Genomic DNA, 16,598 nt, shown 5'->3' with positions numbered 1-16,598 from the left:
CTCACAGCAGTATTGGCCGCGTAGGTTGCCCTGAGGTTCGCGCGGCGTCATGATTGACGGATGGTGCGGCATTCGGATCGAGGGGAACATGACACGACCCGCCGGACATCCCGACGCTGATGGCCTGCACATCCGGCCGATGCGGCCGGACGAGATCGGGCTCGCGATCGACTGGGCGGCAGCCGAGGGGTGGAATCCCGGATTGTCCGATGTGACGTGCTTCGCAGAGGTCGACCCCGACGGCTTCCTCGTAGCCGAGCGCGACGGCGTGCCGGTCGCGACCGTGTCCTGCGTGAACTATGACGACCGGTTCGCCTTTCTCGGATTCTACATGGTGCGTCCCGAGCTGCGCGGGCGCGGCTACGGCTTGCGGCTCTGGCAGGCGGCGATGGCGCATGCGGGATCTCGTATTGTCGGACTCGATGGCGTGGTCGCGCAGCAGGACAACTATCGGAAATCCGGCTTCAGCTACGCGTATGCCAATATCCGCTACGGGGGACGATCCGCCGCCTTGCTGCAATCGGCGGATCGATCAGGTATCGTCGCTCTTGCCGATGTGCCGCTTTCCGACATCGAAGCGTCAGATGCGACCGTATTTCCCGCCCCGCGCCGGGCATTCCTGCGGGCCTGGATCGACACGCCCGGTCATGTCGGCCGGGCGCTGATCCGCGACGGTACGCTAGCCGCCTGGGGTGTGATCCGTCCGTGCCGTGCGGGCTACAAAATCGGTCCGCTGATTGCGGAAAAGCGTGCCGATGCCGAGGCCGTGGTGTCGGCGCTGCTGAGCGCAGCCGGCGACTCCGAGGTGTTCCTCGACGTGCCCGCGATCAATCCGGAGGCGGTGGCGCTCGCCGAGAGCCTCGGCCTGAAGCCGGTGTTCGAGACCGCGCGCATGTACACCGGGCCGATCCCGCCGCTCCGGATCGACCGGGTGTTCGGTGTCACCACCTTCGAACTCGGCTAACTCACCGTCCGAGCGGCCGCGCGAAGCTCAGTTCGTGGCCGTCGGGATCGGTGAGGTGGAAATAGCGCTCGCCCCATTCGGCATTGCAGGGCGTGGTCGAGGGGGCAAAGCCAGCGGCCAGCGCCTTGGCGTAGACGGCGTCGACATCGGCGACGTGGAAGATGATGCGGCCCCACCAGCTCCACTGCTTCTCCCTGGACATGGCGATCAGGTTGAGGAAGCCGGAGCCCACACGGAAGCTCGTGAACGACGTGTGGGCGCCGCCATGGGCAATGTCGTCGAAGCCGAGCGCGCGATAGAACGCGACCGCGCGCGTCATGTCGTGGGTGGCAATCGTAATCGCGCTGATGCTCTCGATGGTCATGGAGGCGCTCCTCGCCGTGTGGAAGCCGCGCCATAGAGAAGCTCAGATCACAGTTGGCACGCAAGGGCGGCCGGGTCGTGACGAATTCAGCGCCAGCGCCGCCGGCTCATCACAGCGCCCAGCGCGAAGAACACCGCCGCGCCGAGCGCAATGGTCGCCGCGCGCGCGACATCCCCCGGCACGAGCATCGCCCGCTGCGCCGCGCCCTGGCTGAAGGAGCCGCGGGTGCGGTGTAGGCGCGTCACGGGACGGTCGAGATTGTCGGTGCGATCGGGCACCAGTGGTACGTCGGTCTGTTGCCCGGCGATCGCCTTGGCAGCGAGGTAGCGGTCGAGCAAAGCGGGCGCGACGGCGTTACCGAGGATCGTGAGCAGTGTCGGCCAGCCGATCCAATATTCGCGGAAGCCGCCGTCGGCGACGCGATAGACGGCGTCCGCGATCACCTCGGGCTCCACCGGCCGGCCCATTGGTCGTGGCGTATGCGCAAGGTGCGCGCGAGCCCAGTCGAATTGCGGTGTGTTCACCGCGGGCAGGTCGACGATGCTGAGCGTGATGCCTGAGCGCTCGTGCATCAGCTCGGCCCGCAGCGAGTCGGTGAAGCCCCGGATCGCATGTTTGGCGCCGCAATAGGCCGCCTGCAGCGGAATGCCACGATAGGCGAGCGCCGAGCCGATCTGAATGATGCGGCCTTCGCCGTGCCGGCGCATCGAGCGCAGCGCCGCCATCGTGCCGTGCACGAAGCCGAGATAGGTGACCTCGGTGACGCGGCGGAACTCCTCCGGCGTGATGTCGGCCACGGTCGAGAACACCGTCTCCATGGCGTCATTGATCCAGATGTCGACCGGACCCAGGCGCTGCTCGAGCCGTTCGGCGGCCTCGAACAGCGCCTGCGCGTCGGCGACATCGACCGCCTCGTATTCGGCATGGGCAAACCGCGCCTGCAGCTCGCGCTGGACGTCGCGCAGCGCATCCTCGTCACGCGCGATCAGGCCGACGCGGTCGCCGGCCTCGCCGAAGCGTTTTGCGATGGCGCGGCCGACGCCGGCGGAGGCGCCCGTGATGATGATGGTGCGAGCTGGTCTGCGAGGCATGTCCGGTTCTCCACGCGCCCCGTCGTACAAACGTGCTGCGGCCGGCAATGTTTCGGGCCGGTCAAGCCGGCCGAATGAATTCTCCGTCAGCCGTTATCGGAGCCGTGGACTTCGACGCGCGATCCATCAGGCTCCGAGAGGGCAGGCCAGCCCCCCCGGAGATTGTGGGACAGAAAAGCTCGCTGAGCCTTGCCGGTGCGACCGGAGCTCAGCCCGGATTGGCCTTGAGGCCGGCGGCTTCGATGCCGGCGACGGCGCAGATCTCGTCATTGTCCGAAGTGTCGCCGGAGACGCCGACGGCGCCGACGAGCGTCGTGCCGTCCATGATCAGCACGCCGCCGGGCACCGGGACCATGCGGCCCTGGGCCAGCGTGTTCACGGCGTCGATGAAATAGGCCTGCTCCTGGGCGCGCTGGAACAGGGCGCGGGAGCCGAGGCCGAGGGCGAGTGCGCCGTAGGCCTTGCCGTGCGCGACCTCGGCCCGCATCAGGCTGGTGCCGTCCTGCGCGGCGGCGGCCTTCAGGCAGCCGCGCGCGTCGAGCACCATCACAGCGAGCGGCTTGAACTTCTTCTCGATGCCCTTCGCGAGCGTGGCGACGAGGATCTTGCGGGCGGTGTCGAGCGAGAGATCGGCCATGTCGGTGTCCTTGTGCTTTGTGATGCCAAGTTGGCTAGGTCATCCGTCATTGCGAGCGAAGCGAAGCAATCCAGGGTGAAAGAAAAGGTCTGGATTGCTTCGTCGCTTCGCTCCTCGCAATGACGAACATTGAGATCATGCTCCGCGGCGTTCCGACCTCGTGAATCAAGAACGCATCTGCGTCCGCTCCAGGCTCATCGCCAGGAGCTGCGCAGCGTGCACGGCGCCGCGACCGGCGCCGTCTTGGATCTGGTGGCGGCAGGAGGTGCCGTTGGCGACGATGAAGGTCGAAGCTTCTGCCTTGCGTACCGCAGGCAGCAGCGACGCCTCCGCCATCTGCAGCGAGACCTCGTAGGTCTCCGCGCCATAGCCGAACGCGCCGGCCATACCGCAGCAGGAGGATTCGATGGTCTCGACCGTGAGCTCCGGAATGAGTCGCAGCACCTGCTCGACAGGCTTGAAGGCGGCGAAGGATTTCTGATGGCAATGGCCGTGCAGCAGCGCCTTGCCGGGCAGGGGGGCGAGCGGCAGCGCGAGCCGTCCGGCCTCTGCCTCGCGCGCCAGAAACTCTTCCAGCAGCAGCGCGTGCGCGCTGATCGTCTTCGCGGCGGTATCGTCGCGTAGCGACAGCAGCTCGTCGCGCAGCGTCAGCAGGCAGCTTGGCTCCAGGCCAATGATCGGCACGCCGCGCGCTGCGAACGGCGCGTAGGTCTCGACCAGGCGCTGCAGCTCGGACTTGGCTTCGTCGACCAGACCGGCGGACAGGAACGTCCGGCCGCAGCACAGCGCCCGGCCGCCATCGGCGGGCTTGGGAACGTAGACGCGGTAGCCGCCCGCGATCAGCACGCGCAGCGCGGCGTCGAGATTTTCGCGCTCATAGACGCGGTTGAAGGTGTCGCCGAACAGCACGACCTCACGGCCATCAGCCGGACCGAACGCGTCGGCCTCGACGCGGAAGGTGTCGGTGCGGAAGGCCGGCAGCTTGCGCTTGGCGCTGATGCCCGCAACGCGCTCCATCAGCACGCGCAGGGGCGCAACATGATTGCGCAGGTTCACGAGCGGCGCGACGCGGGCGACGAGATCGGCGTAGCGCGGCAGGTAGGCGACGAGCCGGTCACGCAGCGTAAGACCATGCGTCGTTGCCCGCGCTGCCAGCACCTCGATCTTCATCTTGGCCATGTCGACGCCGGTCGGACACTCGCGGCGACAGGCCTTGCAGGACACGCACAGCTTCAGCGTTTCCATCATCTCGTCAGACGACAGCGCGCCGGGACCGAGCTGGCCGGAGATCGCGAGCCGCAGCGTATTGGCGCGGCCGCGCGTGACATCCTTCTCGTCGCGGGTGGCGCGATAGGACGGGCACATCACGCCGCCGTCGAGCTTGCGGCAGGCGCCGTTGTTGTTGCACATCTCGACCGCGCCCTGGAAACCGCCGGCGGCGCCGGGATAGGCCGACCAGTCGAGCACGGTCTTGAGATCATCGATGCGATAGTCCGGCGGATAGCGGAACAGCGAGCGGTCGTCCATCTTGGGCGGATCGACGATGCGGCCGGGATTGAGCACATTGCCGGGGTCGAAGCGCTGCTTGACCTCCTTGAAGTCGGCGACGATGCGGCTGCCGAACATCTGTTCGTGGAATTCCGAGCGCACGATGCCGTCGCCGTGCTCGCCGGAATGCGAGCCCTTGTACTCGCGCACCATGGCGAAGGCTTCCTCGGCGATGGCCCGCATCGCCTCGACGTCCTTCTCCAGCTTCAGGTTCAGCACCGGGCGGACGTGCAGGCAGCCTTCGGAGGCGTGCGCATACATGGTGCCGCGCGTGCCGTGCTTCGCGAACACGTCGTTGAGACGTGCGGTGTAGTCGGCGAGATGCGGCAGCGGCACGGCGCAGTCCTCGACGAACGACACCGGCTTGCCGGCCTCCTTCATCGACATCATCACGTTGAGGCCGGCGGCGCGGAAGTCGGCGACCGCGGTCTGCAGGGCAGGGTCTGATATCTCGACCACGCCGCCCCATTTGCGCGGCTCGTTGCTCCAGGCGAAGCCGAGGTCGCCCATCAACTCGGAGAGCTGCTTCAGCTTGGCGAGGTTCTCGTCCGTTGTCTCCTCAGCGAACTCCACCACCAGGATGGCGTCGGGGTCGCCGCGCACGGCGGCGGCGATCACTGGCTGGAACATCGCGATGTCGCGTCCAAGCCCGATCATGGTGCGGTCCACCAGTTCGACCGCGATCGGCTTCAGCTTCACAAGGTGCTGAGCCGCGTCCATGGCCGCGTAGAAGCTGCCGAAATGGCAGATGCCGAGCACCTTGGTGCGGATCAGGGGCCACAGCTTGAGCTCGATGCGGGTGGAGAAGGCGAGGGTGCCTTCGGAGCCGACGAGCAGATGGGCCAGGTTGTTGGCGGCGTTGCGCGGCGTCAGCGCATCCAGATTGTAGCCGCCGACGCGGCGCTGCACCTTGGGAAACTTGTCGGCGATCTCCGCGGCCTCGCGCTCGCCCAGCGCAAGCATGTCGCGAAACAGCGCGTGAGCGCTGTCCGGCGCGCTGACGTCACGAAGGTCTCGCGGCACCTCGCCAAAATGCGCCAGCGTGCCGTCGGCGAGCGCCGCGTCGATCGCGATGGTGTTGTCGCGCATCGTGCCGTAGCGCAGCGAGCGGCCGCCGCAGGAATTGTTGCCGGCCATGCCGCCGATCGTGGCACGCGACGCCGTCGAGACGTCGACGGGAAACCACAGGCCGTGCTGCTTGAGCTGGCGATTGAGGTCGTCGAGCACGATGCCCGGCTCGACCACGCAGGTCCGAGCCTCGACGTCGAGAGAGACGATGCGGTTCAGGTGCTTGGAGAAGTCGACGACGATCCCCTCGTTGACGGTCTGGCCGCATTGCGAGGTGCCGCCGCCGCGCGGGGTGACGATGCGGCCGTCGTCGCGGGCGAGGGCGAGCGTACGCAGTGCCTCGTCCATCGTGCGCGGCACGACCACGCCGGCCGGGATGACCTGGTAGAACGAGGCGTCGGTGGCGTAGCGGCCACGGCTGAAGCGGTCGAAGAAGATGCCGCCTGCAATCTCGGCGCGGAGCTTCTGTTCGAGCCTGGACGGACCGGCTTTGGCGTTCGGCATGGTGATCCCTGGTCGGGCCCGGCTGTCGTCTGGCGGGCCCTCTTGAGCCCCGTGTCATTCATTTCTGCAAATGCGTCAATCTGATTGCATGCAAATTTGCGCAATCCTGGGCGTCATTCGACCTTGTCCGGCTTACTTCCCGCCGTTGGCGGTTGACTCTCGCCGAAGTAGGCGATCGCGGCCGCGCCCTTGTTGCGCAGATGTTGAAACAGAATGTCGGACAGCTCGCTTCCGGCGCGCCGGCGCAGGGCGTCGAGGATCATCTCATGCTCGCGCATGGCCTCGCTCCAGCGTTCGCGCTTGCGGGCGAAATTGGCCGAGAAGCGCACCCGCCGGATGCGGCCCGCCAGGCTCTCATAGGTCGCATGAAGGGTGGCGTTGGCGGCGGCATCCACGATCGCGCGGTGGATGAGCTGGTTCATGCGGAAATAGCCCTGCATGTCCTGCCGCATGTAAAACCCGTACATATCATGATGAAACTGCTCGATTTTTTCGATCGCTTCATCCGAAATCTTCTCGCAGGCGAGGCGGCCGGCGAGCCCTTCCAGGCCTCCCATCAGGTCGAATAATTCGTGGATGTCGGCGGCGCTGAGCGGGCGCACCCGAGCGCCGCGATTGGGCAGCAGCTCGACCAGGCCTTCGGCCGCGAGCACCTTGAGCGCTTCGCGCAAGGGAGTGCGGGACACCCCCAGCATTTCGCAAAGCTGGCGCTCGGACAGGCGGCCGCCGTCGGCGACGTGGCCCTCGACGATGTAGTCGCGCAGCCGTGCCAGGATCTCGTCATGCAGCGAGGTCTCGTCCCGCGCAGGCGCAGGTCGACCACTTGGATCTGCCAATGGTGGCGTCTCGATATCGGGAATCGTGGAATTCATTTCACCCCATTGTAGCGATAGTTACAGATGTGGTCGACCTTGTGTGTGAATACGTTTAATCTCTTGCATGCTGAATAATTGAATGCAATCATTGGTGCCAGAATGCCGTCGTCGCCCGGAGCTCTGTCGTGACCCGTCCCCAAGGCCGTCATTTCTTGCATATTCCGGGCCCAAGTCCGGTGCCCGAGCGGGTGCTGCGGGCGATGGACATGCCGGTGATCGATCACCGCAGCGCCGAGTTCGCCGAACTCGGCAAGGCCGTGCTCGGTGGCTCGCAGGCGATCTTCAAGGCCACGAGCCCGGTAGTCATCTATCCGTCCTCGGGCACCGGCGCCTGGGAGGCCGCCATCGTCAACACGCTGTCGCCGGGCGACAAGGTGCTGATGGTCGAGACCGGCCACTTCGCCACGCTGTGGCGGCAGATGGCGACGCGGTGGGGAATCGAGGTCGATTTCATTCCCGGCGACTGGCGCCGTGGCGTCGATCCTGCCGTCATCGAGGAGAAGCTGGTTGCCGACGCCGGTCATCGGCTCAAGGCGGTGATGGTCGTGCACAACGAAACCTCGACCGGCGCGACCAGCCGGATCGGCGAGGTGCGCGCCGCGATCGACCGCGCCAAGCATCCGGCGCTGCTGATGGTCGACACGATTTCTGGTCTCGCCTCGGCCGACTTCCGATTCGACGAGTGGAAGGTCGACGTCGCCGTGTCGTGCTCCCAGAAGGGCTTCATGCTGCCGCCGGGGCTCGGCTTCAACGCCATCTCGGACAAGGCGCGCCTTGTTGCCAAGGCCAACAAGATGCCGCGCTCGTTCTGGGACTGGGAAGACATGCTGAAGCTGAACGCGAACGGCTTCTTCCCCTACACGCCGGCGACGAACCTGCTCTACGGTCTGCGTGAAGCGATTGCGATGCTGCTCGAGGAGGGTCTCGATCAGGTGTTCGCGCGCCACCTCAGGCTTGCGGCCGCGACCCGCGCCGCCGTCGAGCATTGGGGCCTGGAGGTGCTGTGCCAGGAGCCGAAGGATTTCTCTCCGGTGCTGACCGCCGTGCTGATGCCGCCGGGCCATGACGCAGATCAGTTCCGTCAGGTCGTGCTCGACAACTACAACATGTCGCTCGGTTCGGGCCTGTCCAAGGTCGCGGGCAAGGTGTTCCGCATCGGCCATCTCGGCGAGTGCAACGCGCTGACCCTGATGGCTGCGCTGAGCGGTGTCGAGATGGGGCTGCGTGCGGCCGGCGTGCCGCATCGTGCCGGCGGCGTCGATGCCGCGATGGCGCTGCTTGAAGAGCCATTGGAGGGCAATGCGCCGCGCCATCTGGCTGCGGTGAAATGAGGCCAAATCGCGTGCAGCAAGCTGGGACGTCCCGCTATGCCGCACTGCACAGGAGAAGGGGATTCGTGTGCATCTGAGGGATGTCAGCCCGAAGCGATCGGTGCTTGCGTCTTCTTTGTTGACGCCAGCGGTCTGGCGGGAGAAAAGCGCGGCCAGCGCGTGGGATGCCACGCCCGCGCACCAACCAAATGACCGGGGACGGACGCCAATGACTGTGCACACAGGACGGCATTTTCTTCAGATTCCGGGGCCGACCAACGTGCCCGACCGCGTGCTGCGCGCGATGGATATGCCGACGCTGGACCATCGCGGTCCCGAGTTCGCCGAGCTCGGCTTCGCCGTGCTGACTGCATCGCAGCGAATCTTCCGCACCAAGCAGCCGGTGATCATCTATCCGTCGTCGGGCACCGGCGCGTGGGAAGCCGCGATCGTCAACACGCTCGCGCCTGGCGACAAGGTGCTGATGGCCGAGACCGGCCAGTTCGCGGTGCTGTGGCGTGGCATCGCCGACAAGTTCAAGCTCGACGTCGACTTCATCCCCGGCGACTGGCGCCATGGCGCCGACATTGCGGCGATCGAGCAGCGTCTGGTCGATGACAAGGCGCACAAGATCAAGGCCGTCTGCGTCGTGCACAACGAGACCTCGACCGGCTGCCTGACGCCGCCGCTCGAGGTGCGCAAGGCGCTCGACCGGGCCGGCCACCCGGCGCTCCTGATGGTCGACACCATCTCTGGCCTCGGCTCGATGGAGTATGAGCACGACGCGTGGGGCGTCGACGTCTCCGTCGCTGGCTCGCAGAAGGGCCTGATGCTGCCGCCGGGCCTCGGCTTCAACGCCGTCTCGGAGAAGGCGCTCGCCGCCGCCAAGGCCAATCCCGGCATGCGCTCCTATTGGGACTGGCAGGAGATCATCACCTTCAACAAGCTTGGTACCTTCCCCTATACGCCGGCGTGCAATCTGCTGATGGGCCTCAACGAGGCGCTGAAGATGCTGGAGGAGGAAGGCCACGACAACGTGTTTGCGCGTCATCGCCGCCACAGCCTTGCGACGCGGGCTGCCGTCAAGGCCTGGGGCCTGGATACGCAGTGTCAGGATCCGCAGGCGCATTCGCCGGCGCTGACCGGCGTGGTCATGCCCGAGGGCCATGACGCCGATCAGTTCCGCAAGACGGTGCTGGAAAACTTCGACATGTCGCTCGGCACCGGCCTCAACAAGATCAAGGGCAAGGTCTTCCGCATCGGTCATATCGGTCACTTCAACGACTTGATGCTGATGGGCACGCTTGCAGGCGTCGAGATGGGCCTTGCGCTCGCTGGCGTGCCGCATCGTGCAGGTGGCGTGCTCGCGGCGATGGATGTCCTGAAGGCGCGCGAGGCAGCGCCGATTCCGAAGGTGGCCTGATGAACGCACCTGTGACCGGCTCCGACGATCTGATCTATGCCGTCGACGACGGCATCGCCAAGATCACCTTCAACCGGCCGCAGGCGCGCAACGCGATGACGTTCGCGATGTACGACCGGATGGCCTCTATCTGCGAGGCCATCAACGCCGATCGGTCGATCAAGGCGCTGATTCTGACTGGCGCGGGCGACAAGGCCTTCGCCTCCGGCACCGACATCTCCCAGTTTCGTGCCTTCAAGACCGCGCAGGATGCGCTCGACTACGAGGCGCGGATCGACCGCGTGCTCGGCACGCTCGAACTGTGCCGTGTGCCGGTGATTGCGGCGATCGCGGGCGCCTGCACCGGCGGCGGTGCCGGCATTGCCGCCTGCTGCGACATTCGCATCGGCACCGAGACGACACGTATCGGTTTCCCGATCGCGCGCACGCTCGGCAACTGCCTGTCGATGTCGAACATCTCACGCGTGGTCTCCCTGATCGGACCGGCGCGCACCAAGGACCTGATCTTCAAGGCCCGGCTGGTCGAGGCGCCGGAGGCGCTCGCGCTCGGTCTGCTCAACGAGATCGTGCCTGACGTCGAGACGCTGCAGACACGCGCGCTGGAGACCGCGAGGCTCGTCGCCTCGCACGCGCCGATCACCCTCGAGGTCACCAAGGAGGCCGTGCGCCGCATCCGCCGGACCCTGTCGCGGGACGAGGGCGAGGATTTGATCCTACGCGCCTATATGAGCGAGGATTTCCGCGAAGGCATGGAGGCGTTCCTCAACAAGCGGACGCCGAACTGGAAAGGCAAGTAGTCCGATGCCGTGCTTGCGACCTTATGCCGAGGAACATGAGGGCGCATCATGCTTGTGTTCTTGAACTGACCACAATAAGCCAGCAGTATCCTGGTAGGATGCAAGCTGGGGCTTCGAACGGGGAAGAAAGCACGTGCGCAAACTCATCAAGATCGCGGCCGCGACGGCGGCCTTTTTCGCAACTGCGCCGGCCTTTGCCGGCTGGGAGCCGACCAAGCCGGTCGAGATTGTCGTCGCCGCGGGCGCCGGCGGTGCATCCGACCAGATGGCGCGGATGATGCAGGCTGCCATTCAGAAGAACAATCTGCTGAAGCAGCCGGTGGTCGTGTCGCTGAAGGGCGGCGCGTCCGGGGCCGAGGCGCTGATGTACATGAAGTCCAGCGACGGCGATCCGAATAAGGTCCTGATCGCCTATTCGCTGATCTACATGCTGCCGCTGTCGGCCAAGCTGCCGTTCGACTGGCGCGAACTGTCGCCGGTCGCGGTGATCGCACTCGATCAGTTCGTGCTGTGGGACAACGTCAACGGCCCGAAGACGGTGAAGGAGTTCATCGAAGCCGCCAAAGCGTCGAGTTCTCCGTTCAAGTTGGGCGGCACCGGTTCCAAGCGGGAGGATCACGTGCTCACGGTCTTCATGGAGAAGAAGACCGGCGCCAAGTTCTCCTATCTGCCCTACAAGTCGGGGGGCGAGGCCGCGACCCAACTGGTTGGCGGGCACACCGAAGCGAACGTCAACAATCCTTCCGAGAATCTCGAAGTCTGGCGCGCCGGCCAGGTGCGTCCGCTCTGCGTGTTCGACAAGGAGCGCATCTCCTACACGACCAAGGTCACGGAGACGCAGTCCTGGAACGACATTCCGACCTGCAAGGAGCAGGGGCTGGACGTGCAATACCTGATGCTGCGCGGCATGTTCCTGCCGGGTAAGGTGACCCAGGAGCAGCAGGAGTTCTACATCGACCTGTTCAGCAAGCTGGTGCAGACGCCGGAATACAAGGACTACATGGAGAAGCAGGCGCTGAAGCCGATCTTCCTCACCGGCAAGGACATGCTGCAGTTTCTCGAAGAGGATGGCTCGCTCAACAAGCAGCTGATGACGGAAGCCGGCTTCGTCGCCAAGTGAGGCTGGGGCGGGGCGAGGGGATGAGGAGGATCGATGTCCAACGCTGAGCTCGAGATCGCCGTCGACGATCCGACCGCGCCAGAGGAGGATTCTCCGGCCGTCACCTCCACCCGGACCGTCGACGTCGCGGTGTCGCTGCTGCTGCTCGCGCTCGCGGTCGTGCTCGCCTGGGACAATTGGCGGACCGGCGCGTCCTGGGACTCGACCGGTCCGGAGCCCGGCTACTTCCCGTTCTATCTGTCGGTGATCCTCGGCGGCGCCAGCCTTTACGGGATCGGCGCCGCTTTCGTGTCGAGAAAGGAAGCGGTCGAGACCTTCGTGACGCGCGCGCAACTGCGGCGCGTGATGGCGGTATTCGTGCCGACGCTGCTGTTCTGCATCGCGATGCAGTTTCTCGGCATCTACGTCGCGAGCTTCCTGCTGATCGCCGGGTTCATGCGCCTCGTCGGCAAGATCGCGATCTGGAAATCGCTGCTCACGGCGTTGCTGTTCAGCGCCGTGATGTTCGTGACTTTCGACGTCGTGTTCGACGTGATCATGCCGAAGGGCCCACTCGAAGCGGCGTTCGGGTACTGACACCGGTCTCTCCCCCGTCATTGCGAGGAGCAACGCGACGACGCAATCCAGGGCTGCGCACTCGACTCTGGATTGCTTTGCTGCGCTCGCAATGACGAGGAAACAGTTGGAATGAAATCATGGAAGCCTTGGGTCTGCTGCTGCACGGGTTCGCGGTCCTCCTGACCTGGAAGACGCTGCTGCTGATGATGGTTGGGCTCGTGCTCGGCGTCTTCGTCGGCGTGCTGCCCGGGCTGGGGGGGCCCAACGGCGTCGCCATCCTGCTGCCGCTGACCTTCTCAATGGACCCGACCTCGGCCATCGTGATGCTGTCCTGCATCTACTGGGGCGCGCTGTTCGGCGGCGCCATCACCTCGATCCTGTTCAACATTCCCGGCGAGGCGTGGTCGGTGGCGACCACTTTCGACGGCTATCCGATGGCGCAGCAGGGCAAGGCGGCGGAGGCGCTGACAGCCGCCTTCACCTCGTCGTTCATCGGCTCGCTGGTCGCGGTGATGCTGATCACCTTCCTGGCGCCCTGGATCTCGTCCTTCGCGCTGAGGTTCGGTCCGCCCGAGTTCTTCGCGGTCTATCTGCTGACCTTCTGCTCGTTCGTCGGGCTGGGGCGTGAGGACAAGCACAAGACTGTCATCGCGATGGCGCTCGGCCTGCTGCTCGCTGGCGTCGGCATGGACACCGTGTCCGGTCAGTTGCGGATGACCTTCGGCTCGACCGATCTGTTGCGCGGCATCAACTTTCTGGTCGCGGTCATCGGCCTGTTCGGCATCAGCGAGATCCTGCTGACGATGGAGGAGCGCCTGGCGCTGCGCGGCCACGCCGCCTCGATCTCGCTGCGCACCGTACTCGCGGTGTGGAAGGACCTGCCGAAGTATTGGATGACCCTGCTGCGCTCCTCGGTGATCGGCTGCTGGCTCGGCATCACGCCGGGCGGCGCGATTGCCGCCTCCTTCATGGGCTACAACCTCGCCAAGCGCTTCTCGAAGGATCCGGACAGTTTTGGCAAGGGCCGCATCGAGGGCGTGTTCGCGCCTGAGACGGCGGCGCATGCCTCGGGCACCGCGGCGCTGCTGCCGATGCTGGCGCTCGGCATCCCCGGCTCCGGCACCGCGGCGATCCTGCTCGGCGGCCTGATGGTGTGGGGCCTCAATCCCGGCCCGCTGCTGTTCGTGGAGCACAAGGATTTCGTCTGGGGCCTGATCGCCTCGATGTATCTCGGCAATGTCGTCGGCCTCGTGCTCGTGCTTTCCACCGTGCCGATCTTCGCCTCGATCCTGCGCGTGCCGTTCGCGGCCGTGGCGCCGATGATCGTGGTGTCCTGCGCGATCGGCGCCTACGCGATCCAGAATGCGATGTTCGACGTCTGGCTGATGCTCGGCTTCGGTGTCGTCGGCTATGTCTTCAAGAAGATCAAGATCCCGCTGGCGCCGTTCACCTTGGCGCTGGTGCTCGGCAGCCGTGCCGAGGACGCGTTCCGGCAGTCGATGATCATCTCCGGCGGCAACATGAAGGTGTTCTGGGCGAACGGGCTGGTGGGCACCATAACGACGCTGGCGATCGTGCTGCTGTTCTGGCCGCTGATCGATCGTGTGATCGCGAGCTTCAGCAAGTCGGGAGCGCCGGCCGCGAAGGCCGAGGCTTAGTACGGTTTGTCGCTGATCACCCGTGCCCTGCCAGCTGGACGCCTGCGCTCGATCGGCTACGCCGCTCCTACCACGTGTAGCGCACGCTGCCCTTGCCGGCATAGGAACGGGTGACGCTCGAGAACTCGCCTTCGAACGTCGCCAAGGCGCTCCAGCCGTTCTGCCAGCTCATCTCGACCGAGGTCGTCGTCAGCGCGGAGTCGCGCGCCTGCGCGGCGCCGTTGACGACGAAGCTTGCGCCCGGCAGCGTCTGGAACGTGGCGGTCACGGAACGATCCGGATCGAAGTCGTGCGCCCGGGCGAGGCGGCCGCGCAGGGTGAGGGCGCCGTCAGGCAGCGCATAGGATCTGTCGGTGCACTGGCCAGCTCGGCGCGCGTGTTGGTGACCGTTTTTCCCGCGTAGCTCAAGGCTGAGCGTCATCCGGCCGCTGCCGGTCTTGGTGAAGCCGCCAACGCCGTAACTCGACGCCATTGTCGCTGGGAATGTCCCGGCTCTCCGGCGCCGACGCCGCCTCGGCCGCCCAGGGCATGACCGCCGTTGTCCTTTCCACCATCGCCGCCGTTGACACCTGCACCGTCACCGCCGCCCTCGATGACAGGGACCCCAGCCCCCGATGCCGCCATCGGTCGTCGCGGAGCTGATGCCGCCATTGCTGTTCGTGCCGTCGTTGCGCCGGTCGAGGGCCAGGCCAGCAACGAGAGCATGCAGAACTGCGGGATAGGGGAATTGTGACTCTTTGGGTGCACTGGGCGTTGGCGCTGTTCGCAATCGGACTGTGGCACCGCAGCCACGTCCTCAGCGCTTCGATTGCATCGACGGACCGTTGTTCGAATCGTTTCCGCGCTTCTCCAGAGGTTGTGTCTTTGCGATGACAGCATTTTAGGCAGAGCGGTGATAGGCTTCATTCATGGGCAGTTCTGAACTGCTCACGCGCGGTGCCTGATCTCTGGTCATCGCGCCCTGATGTTTCCTCCCGAGACGATCCCTTGCCCGGCGCTTGCGTCGGGCTTTTTTTTGCGTTCGGTGGATCAGAGTTCGCAGCTCATCCCGGTTGCGCCCCGAAATGAAAAAGCCTCCGTCCGGCTTCTCGGAAGGAGGCTTTGGGCAAAGGCGATGTAGGAAAGAGAGCGTGTGAACCGGAGGAAGGTCAATTGGCCTTCTCGGCCACCGGCATGTGGTACCAGTCGGACTCGTTGTCGAGCATCGTCTCGTCGAACGGCAGAGCGCCGGGGTGATTCAGAGCGGCTCCGTTGACGTCGCGCACGATGTTCATCGCCGTCAGAAACTCGTTCAACTCGGATGCGCTCATGACCCGCTACTCCTCACACGCACGGGCCCCGAGGGGGTCCGCGATCAACTGATGCGAAGAGATTAACGCGATCTTGCCTTGGCCTCAATCCGGCCAAGTCTGAAGTTCCAACGTGGTGACATCTGGGCCACAGCGGCGGGGTGCCGCAGCTTGGACATATTGCACCTGCTCACACGACGCGATGCAGTCGGAGATCGGCGATCTCGCCGTCGGTGAAGCCGAACTCGGACAGGATCTCCTCGGTCTGCTCGCCGAATTCCGGCGGCCGCGCCGCCATCCGGCTGGGCGTGCGCGACAAGGTGAAGGGCTGCGCCACCAGCGTGATGTCGCGGCCGTCGTCGTTCGGCACCGGCTGCGCCATGCCGAGATGCTTGACCTGCGGGTCCTCGAACATCTGATCGATCGCGTAGATCGGCCCGCACGGCACGCCCGCGGCATTCAGCTCGGCGACCCATTGCTCGCTCGTCTTGGCGAGCGTGCGTGCGTTGATCTCGGCGTTGAGCGCGTCGCGGTTCTTCGAACGCGCCGGTGCCGTCGCGTAGTCCGGATTGTCGATCCATTGGGAGGCACCGAGCGTCTGGCACAGCCGCTCCCAGATTCGGCCGCCGGTCGCGGCGATATTGATGTAGCCGTCGGAGGTCTTGAACACGCCGGTCGGGATGCTGGTCGGATGATTGTTGCCGGCCTGCGGCGCGACCTCCTTCTCCATCAGCCAGCGGGCGGCCTGGAAGTCGAGCATGAAGATCTGCGCCTGCAGCAGCGAGGTCTGGACCCACTGGCCCTCGCCGGAGACCTCGCGCTCGAGCAGCGCCGTGAGGATACCCATCGCGCAAGAGAGCCCTGCCGAGAGATCTGCGATCGGGATGCCCGCGCGCATCGGACCCTCGCCAGGTGCCCCGGTGATCGACATCAGCCCGCCCATGCCCTGCGCGATCTGGTCGAAACCGGGCCGCTTGGCATAGGGACCATCCTGGCCGAAGCCGGAGATGCTGCCATAGACGATGCGCGGATTGACCTTGCGCACCGCCTCATAGTCGATGCCGAGCTTGGTCTTGACGTCGGGCCGGTAGTTCTCGATCACGACGTCGGCTTTTTCGGCGAGCCGCATGAACACGTCGACGCCCTTCGGATCCTTCAGATTGAGCGTCATCGCGCGCTTGTTGCGATGCAGGTTCTGGAAGTCGGCGCCGCGGCGCGGGCCGCCAAGCGCTTCGCCGCCATCCTCCATCATGGCGTCGATCTTGATGACGTTGGCGCCCCAATCGGCGAACTGCCGCGCGCAGGTCGGGCCGGCGCGCACCCGCGTCAAATCGAGGACAGTGAAGCGGGACAGGGCTTTGGATGCGCGCGGGAAGGCCATGCGGACGAACT

Annotated in this window: 15 protein-coding genes; 7 read left to right on the top strand and 8 right to left on the bottom strand. The window is 65.6% G+C overall.

Translation table 11 applies throughout. The features are described 5' to 3' along the window. Window positions 1-88 precede the first annotated feature (88 nt). Window positions 89-964: a GNAT family N-acetyltransferase gene (locus QX039_RS03730; RefSeq protein ID WP_315739021.1), complete on the top strand. Its 876-nt coding sequence runs from the start codon at window positions 89-91 to the stop codon at window positions 962-964. 1 nt (window position 965) lies between these two features. Here the strand turns inward: QX039_RS03730 and QX039_RS03725 are convergent, their stop codons facing one another. The 5 genes from QX039_RS03725 to QX039_RS03705 form a co-directional block, all read right to left on the bottom strand. After that, the gene (locus QX039_RS03725; protein ID WP_315756116.1) at window positions 966-1,328 is read right to left on the bottom strand and encodes a VOC family protein; all 363 of its coding nucleotides are present in this window, start codon (window positions 1,326-1,328) and stop codon (window positions 966-968) included. 86 nt (window positions 1,329-1,414) lie between these two features. Next, window positions 1,415-2,419, bottom strand: a complete 1,005-nt coding sequence (locus QX039_RS03720; protein WP_315739019.1) for an SDR family oxidoreductase — start codon at window positions 2,417-2,419, stop codon at window positions 1,415-1,417. 208 nt (window positions 2,420-2,627) lie between these two features. Continuing rightward, the gene (locus QX039_RS03715) at window positions 2,628-3,056 is read right to left on the bottom strand and encodes a GlcG/HbpS family heme-binding protein (protein ID WP_315739018.1); all 429 of its coding nucleotides are present in this window, start codon (window positions 3,054-3,056) and stop codon (window positions 2,628-2,630) included. A gap of 165 nt (window positions 3,057-3,221) precedes the next feature. Beyond that, complete coding sequence (locus tag QX039_RS03710) at window positions 3,222-6,176, bottom strand: FAD-binding and (Fe-S)-binding domain-containing protein (RefSeq protein WP_315739017.1); 2,955 nt, start codon at window positions 6,174-6,176, stop codon at window positions 3,222-3,224. A gap of 113 nt (window positions 6,177-6,289) precedes the next feature. Beyond that, window positions 6,290-7,048: a GntR family transcriptional regulator gene (locus tag QX039_RS03705; protein WP_315739015.1), complete on the bottom strand. Its 759-nt coding sequence runs from the start codon at window positions 7,046-7,048 to the stop codon at window positions 6,290-6,292. Window positions 7,049-7,176: 128 nt separating this feature from the next. Between QX039_RS03705 and QX039_RS03700 the strand changes: the two genes are divergently transcribed. From QX039_RS03700 to QX039_RS03675, 6 genes are all read left to right on the top strand, one after another. Then, window positions 7,177-8,382, top strand: coding sequence for an alanine--glyoxylate aminotransferase family protein (locus QX039_RS03700; protein ID WP_315739014.1), 1,206 nt, complete (start codon window positions 7,177-7,179; stop codon window positions 8,380-8,382). Window positions 8,383-8,590: 208 nt separating this feature from the next. Continuing rightward, a complete protein-coding gene (locus QX039_RS03695; RefSeq protein WP_315739013.1) occupies window positions 8,591-9,784 on the top strand; it encodes a pyridoxal-phosphate-dependent aminotransferase family protein in 1,194 nt (397 codons plus the stop codon). Continuing rightward, window positions 9,784-10,581 (top strand): enoyl-CoA hydratase/isomerase family protein, encoded by a 798-nt coding sequence (locus QX039_RS03690; protein WP_315739012.1) that lies wholly within the window; start codon window positions 9,784-9,786, stop codon window positions 10,579-10,581. Before QX039_RS03695 ends, QX039_RS03690 begins: the two co-directional genes overlap by 1 nt. A 133-nt stretch (window positions 10,582-10,714) precedes the next feature. Continuing rightward, entirely contained in the window at window positions 10,715-11,701 is a 987-nt protein-coding gene (locus QX039_RS03685) for a tripartite tricarboxylate transporter substrate binding protein (protein ID WP_315739011.1), read from the top strand. 33 nt (window positions 11,702-11,734) lie between these two features. After that, window positions 11,735-12,277: a tripartite tricarboxylate transporter TctB family protein gene (locus QX039_RS03680; RefSeq protein ID WP_315739010.1), complete on the top strand. Its 543-nt coding sequence runs from the start codon at window positions 11,735-11,737 to the stop codon at window positions 12,275-12,277. 119 nt (window positions 12,278-12,396) lie between these two features. Continuing rightward, complete coding sequence (locus QX039_RS03675) at window positions 12,397-13,917, top strand: tripartite tricarboxylate transporter permease (RefSeq protein WP_315739008.1); 1,521 nt, start codon at window positions 12,397-12,399, stop codon at window positions 13,915-13,917. Between the two features lie 67 nt (window positions 13,918-13,984). Here the strand turns inward: QX039_RS03675 and QX039_RS03670 are convergent, their stop codons facing one another. The 3 genes from QX039_RS03670 to QX039_RS03660 form a co-directional block, all read right to left on the bottom strand. Next, window positions 13,985-14,338: an autotransporter outer membrane beta-barrel domain-containing protein gene (locus tag QX039_RS03670; RefSeq protein ID WP_315739136.1), complete on the bottom strand. Its 354-nt coding sequence runs from the start codon at window positions 14,336-14,338 to the stop codon at window positions 13,985-13,987. Window positions 14,339-15,065: 727 nt separating this feature from the next. After that, window positions 15,066-15,227, bottom strand: coding sequence for a hypothetical protein (locus tag QX039_RS03665; RefSeq protein WP_315739007.1), 162 nt, complete (start codon window positions 15,225-15,227; stop codon window positions 15,066-15,068). A 169-nt stretch (window positions 15,228-15,396) separates the two neighbouring features. Continuing rightward, on the bottom strand, window positions 15,397-16,587 hold the full coding sequence (locus QX039_RS03660) for a CoA transferase (protein ID WP_315739006.1): 1,191 nt from the start codon (window positions 16,585-16,587) through the stop codon (window positions 15,397-15,399). Window positions 16,588-16,598: the final 11 nt, after the last annotated feature.

Origin of the sequence: Bradyrhizobium sp. SZCCHNR1043 (assembly GCF_032489675.1) — a bacterium.
In the GTDB taxonomy this organism is placed as follows: Bacteria; Pseudomonadota; Alphaproteobacteria; order Rhizobiales; family Xanthobacteraceae; genus Bradyrhizobium.
This window is presented reverse-complemented; position numbering and strand designations above follow the sequence as displayed.

What these genes read in the sequence shown, in the direction of transcription:
- QX039_RS03730 (WP_315739021.1), top strand. Translation starts at nt 89, where the DNA reads ATGACACGACCCGCCGGACATCCCGACGCTGATGGCCTGCACATCCGG.
- QX039_RS03725 (WP_315756116.1), bottom strand. Translation starts at nt 1,328, where the DNA reads ATGACCATCGAGAGCATCAGCGCGATTACGATTGCCACCCACGACATG.
- QX039_RS03720 (WP_315739019.1), bottom strand. Translation starts at nt 2,419, where the DNA reads ATGCCTCGCAGACCAGCTCGCACCATCATCATCACGGGCGCCTCCGCC.
- QX039_RS03715 (WP_315739018.1), bottom strand. Translation starts at nt 3,056, where the DNA reads ATGGCCGATCTCTCGCTCGACACCGCCCGCAAGATCCTCGTCGCCACG.
- QX039_RS03710 (WP_315739017.1), bottom strand. Translation starts at nt 6,176, where the DNA reads ATGCCGAACGCCAAAGCCGGTCCGTCCAGGCTCGAACAGAAGCTCCGC.
- QX039_RS03705 (WP_315739015.1), bottom strand. Translation starts at nt 7,048, where the DNA reads ATGAATTCCACGATTCCCGATATCGAGACGCCACCATTGGCAGATCCA.
- QX039_RS03695 (WP_315739013.1), top strand. Translation starts at nt 8,591, where the DNA reads ATGACTGTGCACACAGGACGGCATTTTCTTCAGATTCCGGGGCCGACC.
- QX039_RS03690 (WP_315739012.1), top strand. Translation starts at nt 9,784, where the DNA reads ATGAACGCACCTGTGACCGGCTCCGACGATCTGATCTATGCCGTCGAC.
- QX039_RS03680 (WP_315739010.1), top strand. Translation starts at nt 11,735, where the DNA reads ATGTCCAACGCTGAGCTCGAGATCGCCGTCGACGATCCGACCGCGCCA.
- QX039_RS03675 (WP_315739008.1), top strand. Translation starts at nt 12,397, where the DNA reads ATGGAAGCCTTGGGTCTGCTGCTGCACGGGTTCGCGGTCCTCCTGACC.
- QX039_RS03670 (WP_315739136.1), bottom strand. Translation starts at nt 14,338, where the DNA reads ATGACGCTCAGCCTTGAGCTACGCGGGAAAAACGGTCACCAACACGCG.
- QX039_RS03665 (WP_315739007.1), bottom strand. Translation starts at nt 15,227, where the DNA reads ATGAGCGCATCCGAGTTGAACGAGTTTCTGACGGCGATGAACATCGTG.
- QX039_RS03660 (WP_315739006.1), bottom strand. Translation starts at nt 16,587, where the DNA reads ATGGCCTTCCCGCGCGCATCCAAAGCCCTGTCCCGCTTCACTGTCCTC.